Annotated in this window: 11 protein-coding genes; 5 read left to right on the top strand and 6 right to left on the bottom strand. The window is 76.4% G+C overall.

Going from position 1 to position 10,453, the window contains the following annotated elements; all coding sequences use genetic code 11:
• Window positions 1–94: 94 nt before the first annotated feature.
• Both AB0L40_RS23770 and cbiQ read left to right on the top strand, forming a co-directional pair.
• A complete protein-coding gene (locus tag AB0L40_RS23770; RefSeq protein WP_364360589.1) occupies window positions 95–988 on the top strand; it encodes an MFS transporter in 894 nt (297 codons plus the stop codon).
• 213 nt (window positions 989–1,201) lie between these two features.
• Window positions 1,202–2,209 (top strand): cobalt ECF transporter T component CbiQ, encoded by a 1,008-nt coding sequence (gene cbiQ, locus AB0L40_RS23765; RefSeq protein WP_364360587.1) that lies wholly within the window; start codon window positions 1,202–1,204, stop codon window positions 2,207–2,209.
• On the opposite strand, the gene AB0L40_RS23760 is transcribed toward cbiQ, so the two are convergent.
• A complete protein-coding gene (locus AB0L40_RS23760) occupies window positions 2,134–2,736 on the bottom strand; it encodes a GNAT family protein (RefSeq protein ID WP_364360585.1) in 603 nt (200 codons plus the stop codon). The genes cbiQ and AB0L40_RS23760 overlap by 76 nt on opposite strands.
• A gap of 150 nt (window positions 2,737–2,886) precedes the next feature.
• On the opposite strand from AB0L40_RS23760, the gene AB0L40_RS23755 reads away from it, so the two are divergent.
• Window positions 2,887–3,516: an HAD family phosphatase gene (locus AB0L40_RS23755; protein WP_364360583.1), complete on the top strand. Its 630-nt coding sequence runs from the start codon at window positions 2,887–2,889 to the stop codon at window positions 3,514–3,516.
• 19 nt (window positions 3,517–3,535) lie between these two features.
• On the opposite strand, the gene AB0L40_RS23750 is transcribed toward AB0L40_RS23755, so the two are convergent.
• On the bottom strand, window positions 3,536–3,670 hold the full coding sequence (locus AB0L40_RS23750) for a hypothetical protein (RefSeq protein WP_364360581.1): 135 nt from the start codon (window positions 3,668–3,670) through the stop codon (window positions 3,536–3,538).
• A 187-nt stretch (window positions 3,671–3,857) separates the two neighbouring features.
• Here AB0L40_RS23750 and AB0L40_RS23745 point away from each other — a divergent pair, with 187 nt between their 5' ends.
• Window positions 3,858–4,448 (top strand): TetR/AcrR family transcriptional regulator, encoded by a 591-nt coding sequence (locus tag AB0L40_RS23745; protein ID WP_364360579.1) that lies wholly within the window; start codon window positions 3,858–3,860, stop codon window positions 4,446–4,448.
• The gene (locus tag AB0L40_RS23740; RefSeq protein WP_364360577.1) at window positions 4,445–5,308 is read left to right on the top strand and encodes an alpha/beta hydrolase; all 864 of its coding nucleotides are present in this window, start codon (window positions 4,445–4,447) and stop codon (window positions 5,306–5,308) included. The genes AB0L40_RS23745 and AB0L40_RS23740 overlap by 4 nt, the downstream gene beginning before the upstream one ends.
• A 147-nt stretch (window positions 5,309–5,455) precedes the next feature.
• Here the strand turns inward: AB0L40_RS23740 and AB0L40_RS23735 are convergent, their stop codons facing one another.
• The 4 genes from AB0L40_RS23735 to AB0L40_RS23720 form a co-directional block, all read right to left on the bottom strand.
• On the bottom strand, window positions 5,456–6,076 hold the full coding sequence (locus AB0L40_RS23735) for a hypothetical protein (protein ID WP_364360575.1): 621 nt from the start codon (window positions 6,074–6,076) through the stop codon (window positions 5,456–5,458).
• 131 nt (window positions 6,077–6,207) lie between these two features.
• Complete coding sequence (locus tag AB0L40_RS23730; RefSeq protein ID WP_364360573.1) at window positions 6,208–7,452, bottom strand: Tat pathway signal protein; 1,245 nt, start codon at window positions 7,450–7,452, stop codon at window positions 6,208–6,210.
• Window positions 7,449–8,090 (bottom strand): iron transporter, encoded by a 642-nt coding sequence (locus AB0L40_RS23725; protein ID WP_364360571.1) that lies wholly within the window; start codon window positions 8,088–8,090, stop codon window positions 7,449–7,451. Before AB0L40_RS23725 ends, AB0L40_RS23730 begins: the two co-directional genes overlap by 4 nt.
• A 158-nt stretch (window positions 8,091–8,248) precedes the next feature.
• Window positions 8,249–10,453, bottom strand: a 2,205-nt coding sequence (locus tag AB0L40_RS23720) for a copper resistance protein CopC (protein WP_364360569.1), incomplete at its 5' end; no start/stop codon positions are given.

The following is a 10,453-nucleotide window of genomic DNA, read 5'->3' as shown; positions in this document are numbered from 1 at the left end:
GACGAGATCATCGCGATCTGCAAGGCGGTCGCCCCGACCTTCGGCGGCATCAACCTCGAGGACATCTCGGCCCCGCGCTGCTTCGAGATCGAGGATGCTGCAGGGGATCGCGCTCGCCGGGCTGCCGGCCGTCGCGATGGCGTACCTCGTCGAGGAGGTCCACCCCGAGTCGCTCGGCAGCTCGATCGGCCTCTACATCGGCGGCAACGCGATCGGCGGGATGGCCGGGCGCCTGGTCGGCGGCGTCTTCGCGGACGTCGGCGGCTGGCGCGTGTCGCTCCTGGCGGTCGGCCTGATCAGCCTCGCGTGCACGGCGGTCTTCCTGCGCCTCGCGCCCGCGTCGCGGCACTTCACGCCCAAGGCGTTCGCGCCGCGCGCCACGCTCGCGAGCCTCCGCGCGCACCTGCGCGACCCCGGCCAGCTGCGGCTCGACGCGATGGCGGCGCTCCTGATGGGCACGTTCGTCGCGGTCTTCAACGGGCTGAGCTTCCGGCTCGAGGAGGCGCCGTACCACCTGGGTCAGACCGCGATCGCCGCCGTCTTCCTCGTCTACCCGCTCGGGTCCCTGAGCTCGGCCGTCGCCGGCCGGATGGCGGACCGGATCGGCCGCCGCGCCGTCCTGCCCGTCGGCGTCCTGATCGCCGCCGCCGGCCTGGCGCTCACCCTGCTGCACCCGCTGCCGCTCGTGATCCTCGGCATCGCCGTCCTGACGATCGGCTTCTTCGCCGGCCACTCGGTCGCGTCCAGCTGGGTCGGCCGCCGCGCCGAGCACGCCCCCGCGCAGGCGTCGGCGCTCTACCTGCTGGCCTACTACCTGGGCTCGTCGGTGGCCGGCCCGCTCGGCGGCGTCGCGTGGGACTCCGGCGGCTGGAACGAGGTCGTCCTCGTCGGCGCCGTCCTGCTGGTGCTCGCCCTGATCGTCTCGCTCCGCCTGCGCGGTACCCCGCCGCTGCGGCAGACGCCGGGCGACCAGCCGGTCGTCGTCTGACCCGCGGCCACGCGCCACGGGACGGACCCCCGGGGCTCCCCGACCGCGGCCGCGCCCATCGGTCACCGATCCGACGGCCCGCCCGGGTGCCGCGGACGATGCCGGACACCGCACGGCCGACGATCGACCGACCCCCTCGAACGGCGAGCGGGCCGTCCGACGCCGCCCCCGAGCGCTACCGTCCCCGCCGATGCCCGTGACCCCCGAGCGCCCGTGAGCGGCGCCGCGCACGGCGGCAACGAGGAGCTGCTCGGCCTCGACACGCCGCTGCACCGCCTGCCGCCGCAGACGAAGGTCGCGGCGCTCGGCGTGTTCGCGGTCGCCGTCGCGCTGACGCCGACCCACGCCGCGTGGGCGTTCGGGCTGCACCTCGTGCTCGTCCTCGCGGCCGCCACGGTCGCGCAGATCCCGCCCGGGGACCTGCTGCGCCGGCTGGTGATCGAGGTGCCGTTCGTCTTCTTCGTGATCGTCCTGCCGTTCGTCGCGACCGGCGATCGGGTCCACATCGCCGGGATCCCGCTGGCGGTCGACGGGCTGTGGCTCGCGTTCGGGATCGTCGCCAAGGCGTCGCTGGTGCTGCTCGGCACCGCCGTCCTGGCGGCCTGCACGCCCCCGGCGGCGATCCTCGCCGGGGCCGAGCGGCTGCACGCCCCGCGCGTGATGACCGCCATCGCCGGCTTCACGATCCGCTACGTCGAGGTCGTCCTCGCCGAGCTCGGCCGGATGCGGACCGCCCGGATCGCGCGCGGCGACGACCCCCGGTTCCTCTGGCAGGCCCGCGCGGTGATCCGGTCCGCCGGCACGCTGCTCGTGCGCTGCTTCGAGCGCGGCGAGCGGGTCCAGCTGGCGATGATCAGCCGCGGCTGGGACGGCGGGATCCCCGCGGGCCTGTTGACGTCGCCCGCGAACGCCGTCCAGTGGGCGGGCGCCCTGTCGCTGCCGGCGCTGGCGGGCCTGACGGTCGTCGCCGCGCGGGTGCTCGGGGCCTGTACGCGCGGCGGCGACGGGCCGACCTCGGCCGGACCGCGGACACGCCGCCGGGACCTGCGGGTCTCGACCGGCCCGTGCCGCGGCCGAGTCGCCGCATCCGGCCCGCGAGCGCGGCGCGACACCCGCCGGACGCGGCCGACCACCGGCACGACCGCCTACGGCCCTGAGGACGTCCCCGCATCCGGCATCACGACGTACGCCAGGATCGCGAGGTCGACCGGGCGACCCTGATGCATCGCGGCCGCCCGCTGGATCCCCTCGAGCCGGAACCCGCAGCGCGTCGCCAGCCGCCACGAGGCGTGGTTCCCCGGCTCCACCTGGAGGACCAGGCGCCGGAACCCGAGCCCGACGGCCGCATCCCGCACCACCTCGAGCGCCCGGGTCGCGAACCCGCGGCCCCGGGCAGGCGCGGCAACGGAGTACGCGATCTCCGCCGTCCGGTCGACCCAGCTGCGCACGACCAAGTCGATCTCGCCGACGACCTCGCCCTCGGGGCCGGCGACCATCGCTAGCGCGGCCCCGGTGCCGGCGTCCCAGCGCCCGTCCCACTTCGCGAGCGTCGCCCGGGCCTCGTCGGCCGTGTACGGCTGCGGGACGGGCGTCCAGCGGATCATCTCGGGGTCCCCGTCGCGGATCGCGACCAGCGCGTCGACGTCCCGGGCCTCCCACCGCCGGAGCTCCAGCCCGCCGGTCGGGAGCGGCAGCCGCAGGCCCGGGAATCCGGCGAGGTCGTGCGCCGCGGCGGGTTCGGACGACATCCCGCGACGATCGCTCGTCCGCAGGACGCCCCGCCCGCCCCGGAGGCCGCTCGTCCGCAGGACGCCCCGCCCGCCCGCCGACGACCGCACCGCTGCCACCCGCCGCCCACTCCGGCGCCGCCGGGACGGGCGCGGGATAGGGTCGGCCGGGTGGCGGTGCGCGCGGTGGTGCTCGATCTCGGCGGCGTGCTGGAGGTGGTCGACGACGACCGCTGGCAGCAGGCGTGGATGGGCCGGTGGGAGGACGCGACCGGTCACGGGCGCGGCGCCCTGATGGCCGGCGCGGACGCCGGGACGATCGCGGCGTACGACGACGGGTCGATCACGGAGGCCGGCCTGCGGGCGTGGTTCGCGCAAGCCCTCGGGCTGTCGGACGCGCGCACCGAGGCCATGCTGGCCGACATGTGGGACGGCTACTGCGGCGTCCTCGACGTCGAGCTGCGCGACTTCGTGCTCGGGCTGCGCCCGGCCGTCGCGACGGCGGCGCTCAGCAACTCGGCCGACGGGGCGCGCCGCGAGGAGGAGCGGCGGTACGGCCTCTCGGACCTCTTCGACGTGCTGGTCTACTCGCACGAGGTCGGCCTGGCGAAGCCCGACCCGGCGATCTACCGCCTGACCGAGCGGCTCCTGGACGTGCGGCCCGACGAGATCGTGTTCCTGGACGACCGGGCCGAGAACGTCGCCGCGGCGCAGGCCTGCGGCTGGCACGCGATCCGGCACACGAGCACGGACGCGTCGATCGCGGCCGTCCGGCGCCGGCTCGGCCCGGCAGGGCGATGACCGGCGGGGCCGGCCGCGGCTACCGCTTCAACGACGTCGGCACGGCCGGCGGGCGCCGGAGCGGGGTGCTCGGCGCCTGGCCGGGCTTCGGCGGTCCGACTGCTCGTTGACGACGGAGCACGAGCAGGCTCCAGGCGCGCCGGATGTGGGTCATGAGCGCGAACGTAGCCGATCGGACCCCTCGGAGGCAACATAATCCCGAAATTTCACCCCGTGCCCCGGAGATCGAGCCGAAAACCGTGCCTGAGCAGGAAGAACGGCGCACTCACGGCGCTCCGTGAGCCCGGATTCGAGTACCGCTGGTATTGAATACCAATGGTACTGAGTGCTACGTTCCGGTCATGAACCAGGAGCAGATCGCACCCCGGACGCGCCGGACGCCCCGGGCGGACGTCCGGGCCGGGATCCTCGAGGCCGCCGCCACGGTCTTCGCCGACCAGGGCTTCGCCGCGACGTCGGTCGACCAGGTCGCCGCCGCGGCCGGGTTCTCGAAGGGCGCGGTGTACTCGAACTTCGCGGGCAAGGACGAGCTGTTCTTCGCGATCCTCGAGCAGCGGTCCGCGACCCGGGCCCGGTTGGCCGCCGAGGCCGAGGACGCCCGCACCGTCGGCCGCGGTCTCGCCGAGGCGCACGATGCCGACCCCGCGTGGATCGTCCTCCTGATCGAGTTCTGGACGCACGCCCTGCGGGACGCCGCGCTGCGCGAGCGCCTCGAGGAGCACCGGGCGCCGCTGCGGGCCGAGATCGCCCGCGCGATCGACGACCTCGCCGCGCGGGAGGGCCGCCAGCTGCCCCTCCCGGCGGAGGACCTCGCGGTGGCCGCCATTGCGATGACCAACGGCCTGACGATGGAGCGCACCGCCGACGGCGCACCCGGCGCCACCCTGTTGCCCCGGATCCTGCCCCTCCTCTTCGGCGAGGTGACCCGATGACCATCACCCCGCGGCAGTGGTGGCAGCGCGGGACGACGACGGAGCTCGCCGGGCGCCGTGTCTTCGCCGTCGACGCCGGCGCGGGGCCGGACCTGACGCTCCTGCACGGCTACCCCGCCAGCTCGCTGGAGTGGGGCGGCGTGCTCGACGACCTCGCCGGGCGCCACCGCGTGCTCGCCCCGGACTTCGTCGGCTTCGGCGCCAGCGCCAAGCCCCGCACGGGAGCGATCGGCATCGACCTGCAGGCCGACGTCGTCGAGGCCCTCTGGGCGCACCACGGCGTGGAGCGCACGAGCATCGTCGCCTACGACTACGGCGCGATCGTCACGCAGGAGCTGCTCGCGCGGTCCCGGGAGGGCCGGCTCGCGGTGCAGGTCGACGCCGTGGTCCTCGGCAACGCCGGGCTCCACCACGAGGTCTACCGGCCGCGGCCGTTCCAGCGCGTGCTGAAGACGCCGGTCCTCGGCGACCTGCTCGCCCACGTGATCACCGAGCCGCGGTTCCGCGCGGCCTGGGCGCCGGCGTTCGGTCCCGAGCACCCGCTCTCGGAGGACGCGGCGGCCCAGCACTACGCGGCGCTGACGCACGACGGCGGGCTCGGGCTCCAGCGGCGGGTCCTCGGCTACATCGGCGAGCGCGCCCGCCGGTCGGACCGCTGGGAGGGCGTCCTCGACGCGGACGCCCCGATCGCGGGGCTGGTCTGGGGCATGGCGGACCCCGTCTCCGGCGCCCACGTCCTCGCGAGCGTCCGCGGCGCGCTGCCGCAGGCGCGCGTGGTCGAGCTGGACGGCGTCGGGCACTGCCCGCACATCGAGGTCCCCGAGGCGTGGGCCGCGCGGGTCCTCGAGCTGCTGGCCTGAGCCGGTCCTCCTGACGGGGCGCGGCCTTCCCGCCGGCCCCGGGGCGGCGGCGCGACCTTCCCGCCGGCCCCGCCCCGCGCAGGGTCCGCCCGCCCGGAGGCCCGCGCCGTGCAGGGCCCGTCCGGCGCGCGACTCCGCCGCGCAGGACTACGGACCGCGGTCGCCCACGACGTCGACGTCGCGCCGAGCGTCCCCGGCCGGCGCGTCGACGCGCGGCGCGATCTCGTCGTCGTCCCAGACGTCGTCCTCCCACCGGTTCTCGCGACCTCCTCGTGCCCCGCCGGGCCCGCGCCCGCGCCGCACCCGCACGACGAGGAATCCCAGCAGCAGGACCACCACGACCGTGCCGGCGAGCAGGGCGACGGGCGGGCCGCCCCCGTCGGCGTCGGTCGGGTCGATCGTGACGCGGCCGGTGCCGCGAGGCCCGCTGATCTGCACGTCGATCCGCTGCTTGCCGACGGTGAAGGCGTTCTCGACCGGGACGACGGCCTCGTAGCCGCCGGCGATCTGACGGACGCTCGGGTGGAGCGTCCGGCCGTCCGCCACGACGGTCGTGCGGACGGTCGCGTCGCCGATCGGGGTGTTCGAGTCCACCGTGCTCAGGTAGACGGTGACGTCGATCGCCGGCTGCTTGCCGCGCTCGACGAGCGGGGCCGCCGTCACCTGGGTGCGGTACGGGCCGGCGGTCGTGCTGGCCAGGAGGATCCCGCCGTGCGCGCCGGCGGCGGCCGGCAGCAGGGCGAGGGTCAGCAGCGCGAGGGCGACCACCCGCAGGGCGGAGCGCCGGCGGCCCGCCGCCCGGCGGACGACGTCTCCGCGCCGGCCCGGCGGGTCGACGGCCGAGGCCGTCCGAGGGGCGGGTGTCGGTGTCGGTGTCGGTGTCGGTGGACGGTGCCGCATCACGCCGTCCTCCCCGCGAGCCCCGGGCAGACGCGGTCGGCACGCCGGGGCACGAGGTAGTTGCCGCGCGCGGTCACGGTGATCCATTCGTTGATGCCGTTGTTGATCTGGGCGCCGACGCCGGCCTGCTCGTCGATCGCCTTCGCGGCGTTCATCGCCTTGCGGGTCTCCTCGAAGTCGGCGATCGAGCGCTGGAGGGCGACGAAGTGGACCTGGGCGGCGTCGCCGTCGCGGCTGTCGAAGTCGCGGCGGATGATCCGCGGGCGGCCGTTCCGGCGGACCGACGCCATCGCCTGCGCGTGGCCGACGACGCCGTGCTTCCGGGAGACCGCGGCCAGGTCCTGCGACGGGTTGGGCAGGCCGGTCGGGTGCTTCGCCACGTCCGCGGGGGTGCGGTCGGCGGCGAACATCCGGCGGACACGGCCGGCGTCGTCGACGCCGTGGTACCAGGTGTCCAGCGTCAGGTCCATCGCGGAGACGTGCATCGTCGTGCCGCCGGCCCAGGGTCCCTCGGCGATCGTGACGTCGTCCTCGGTGGCCTGGTTCTTCCGCAGGCCCGACTGGAAGCCCATGTACAGCGGGGCCTTGCGGGCGATCGGCCGGTCGGTCGGCAGCCCGACGGCCCCCTCCTGGCGGGCGCGGGGCAGCCCCGCGCCGACGAAGCCGGTGCGGCGGGAGCGCACGCGCAGCAGGCCGGAGAGCGTCACCGGGCCTCGGGCCCCGGGCAGCGGGCCGCCCGCGAAGAGCGCCCGCTCGACGCGGTCCAGCACCCGCTCGTCGTCGGACGCCAGGTGGACGATCGCGATCGGGTCGTCGAGGGTCGGGGCCTCGACGGGGCTCAGGGACTTCGGCGGCGGGATCGGGGCGTCGGCCCGGATCGAACGGAACCACGACGGTCCCCAGCCGACGACGATCAGGACGCCCGAGGGCCCGATCGGGACCGCGTGCTCGACCCGCCGGAGCGCCGCCTCGGCGTCCCGGGCGCGCGCGGGCGTGGCGTCGCCGGCGAGGTCGCAGAGCACCAGCCGGTGGAACCGCGGCGGCAGGCCGTTGCCGTGCGCGTCGCGGTGCAGGACGGCGTCCCAGGCGTGCTGGCGCGTCTCGCGCGTGGCCGGGGCCGGGAACGGCCCCGCCGCGGCCGTCGTGTGGTCGTCGCCGCCGGCCGTGATCGCCACGGCCGCCCCGACGCCCGCCGTGCCGGTGGCGAGGCCGCCGAGCAGCAGCCGGCGCCGGGTCGTCCTCATCGGGCGGCGCCCTTCCAGGTGAACGGGATCGAGGCCTTCGTGGTGGTGTTCCAGCGGTCGGTGACGTCGCTGTGGCGGCCGATCCGGGGCGGGCCGATGACGAGCTGCGCGACGTACTTGCCGGACTTCGGCAGCGTGACGTTGTCGCCGTAGTGGATGCCCATGCCCATCCCGATCATCGGGTACTGCGGGCCGGACGAGACGACCTTGCCGGCCTCGTCGGTGACGCGCAGCGTGATCGTCGCGTCGGGGAGCCGGTCGCCGCTCTGGGCGTCCGACAGGGTCAGCATCAGGTGCGCGTTCTCGCCCTCGCGCGGCGCGTGCTTCACGAGCCGGTCGCCCTCGTAGACGGAGAACGTGACCGGGTCGGAGGCGTCGAGCTCGACCTTCTCGTCCCCGGCGGTCGCGGCGCCCATGCGCTGCATCTGCATCGTCGACGCGCTGGCCTCCTGCTGCGCCTGGCTCGGGGCGGAGCCGGAGGCCATCGACGACATGTCGTGGCCGGTCTGGCCGGAGGCGCTGGTGCCGGACGCCGAGACGTTCGACGAGCCGGCGTCGTCACCGCCGCAGCCGGCGGCGCCGAGGGCCAGGGCCACGACCGCCAGGGCGGTCGTGCTGGTGCGTGTGAGGGTGCTCATGCGGGGTCCTTCGGGTCGGGAGAGCGGGACGGATCGGGGCGATCGGAGGTGGGTGCGCGGGCCGCCGGCACGCGGCCGGAAGCGCCGTGCCGGGGAGCGGCGGCCGGCCGTCGGGGAGCGGCGACCGGACGCGGGGGCGACGGGAGCGGCGGTGCGGGTCACGGGCGGATCCGGACGTCGACGTGGGCGTCGTACTGGTCGAAGTCCGAGACGCGGACCGTGAGCGACACGCGCCACCGCCCGGCGATCGTCAGCGGGGTGCCGTCGACCGTGTAGACGCCGGGCTCGGCGGGCGACGCGGTCGCGGTCTGCTGCAGGGCGGCGACCTCGCGGCCGGGCAGCTCCTCGGCGAGCTCGACGGCCTTCGCGCCGGTGAACGGCCGGCCGGTGCGGGGGTCGGTGAGGACGATCCGCACGGTGTTGACGCCGACCCGGGCCGGCGCGGTCGTGATCACGGCGCGCAGCGGGCCGACGACGACCGTGCTCTTCGCGGGGCCGGGCGGGATCGCGATCGCCGGCTGGTACGTCGACAGCGCGCCGGTGACCGCGAAGACGACGACCAGGAGCAGCGCCTCGGCGCGGACGAGCCGGCGCAGGGCGCGGGCCGCGCCGTCGGACGGCTGCGTCGCATCGGTCCCCGTCGGCCCGTCGGCGGCCGGCGACCCGTCCGTGACCGGTGCCGAGCCGGCGTCCGAGCCCGCGTCGGTCGGCCCTGCGCCCTCGGCTGCGCCCGGCGTCGCCGCACCCACCTCGGCCTCGGCCCGCAGCCGCGGCACCGTCACCCGGTGGTTGCGGGACGCGACGATCGCGATCGCGATCAGCAGCAGGGTCTTGATCAGGACGGCGCGGCCGTGGGCGGTGTCGAGCAGCGCGTGGGGCGTGCGGACGAGGACGTAGCCCTGGACCGCGCCGGAGAGGGCGACGCCGGCGACCGCCCAGATCGCGATCCGCGAGAAGCGGCCGGCGACGGCGGCCAGGAGCGTCCCGCGCGCGCCCTCGGGCGCTGCCCGCAGCAGGCCCGGCACCACGGTCAGGAGCGCCACGACCCCGCCGACCCAGACGACGATCGCCGCGACGTGCACGGTGATCGACACGAACAGCACCGCGCGCGGCGACTGCGTCGCGGCGTGGCCGGCGAGGCTCGGGTGCAGGACGAGGAAGAGCGCCGCCAGAGCGACGACGACGGTGAGCACGACCGTGCCGGGGCGGGGGCGGCGCGAGGCGGCCGGGGTCGCGGTCGGCGGGTCCGGAACGCCTCCGGGGGCGGCCTCGCCGGCGGTGCCGAGGCCCCCGGGAACGTCCGCCGGCGCGGCGGGGGCTCCTCCCCCGTCCGTGGGATCGGCCGACCCGGCCGCCGCCGGACTCGCGGTCGCCACGTCGCGGCGGGCCGGCCGCAGGAGCCACGCGGTCCCCACGCCGACGAGGATCCAGCAGTCGGCCGCGAGGCCCCAGACGGTGCCGAAGCGCGTGCCCAGGCCGTCGCCGATCACCGACGGGCGCAGGCCGGACCAGAGCGAGACGCCGGCCCCCTCGGCACCCTCGAGGACGACGCCCAGCGCGGCGCTGACCGCGCCGGCCGCCGCCGCCGCGACGACGAGCCGGCGGGTCCGCCGCCGCGCCTCGGGGCCCGCCGCGCCGGCCGGGCGCAGGACCAGGAGGAGGAACGCCAGCGCGCCGATCCCGACGGCGATCGACAGGTACTGGACGGCGCGCACGACGCCGAAGAAGGTGCGGGTGATCGGCCCCGACTGCGTGCCCTCGAGCGCGCCGGAGAGGCTGGTGGCCGTCGCGGACGGCCGGCCGATCGAGAAGACGATGCCGTTGGAGATCGGGTGGCCGTCGGCCGAGGTCACGCGGTAGGTCGCCGTGAAGGAGCCCTGCGGCAGCCCGCCCTTCAGGCGGACCGCGATCCGCTCGGCGACCCCGCCGGGGTGGAACGCCGCGCCGGTGTCCGCGCGCTTCCCGTCCGGGGCGGTGACCCGCAGGGCGTCGTCGGTCGCCGTGACCGCCTCGCTGAAGCGGAACTCCACCGTCTGCGGCGCCTCCCGGACGACCGTGCCGCCCGCGGGGACCGCGCCCACCAGCTGCGCGTGGGCGCTCGCGGCCGCGGGCGCCGACAGGGCGAGGAGCAGCCCGAGGACGACGAGCGCGAGGGCCCGGCGACGTGCTCGAGCGGCCGCGGACCGGAGCGACGGGCCCGTGCGGCCCGCGCCGACGGTCCGGGACGGGTCGGTCGCGCGGACGCGTGTCGGTGGGAGTGCGGTGGCGGCGGTCATGTCAGCGGGGTGCGAGGGGAGGGAGCGGGCGGCGGCCCGCCACGGGAGATAGGAAGATAAAAAGAAAGAAAAAAAATAAAAAAAGAA

It is taken from the genome of Patulibacter sp. NPDC049589 (genome assembly GCF_040675535.1).
Lineage (GTDB): Bacteria > Actinomycetota > Thermoleophilia > Solirubrobacterales > Solirubrobacteraceae > Patulibacter.
This window is presented reverse-complemented; position numbering and strand designations above follow the sequence as displayed.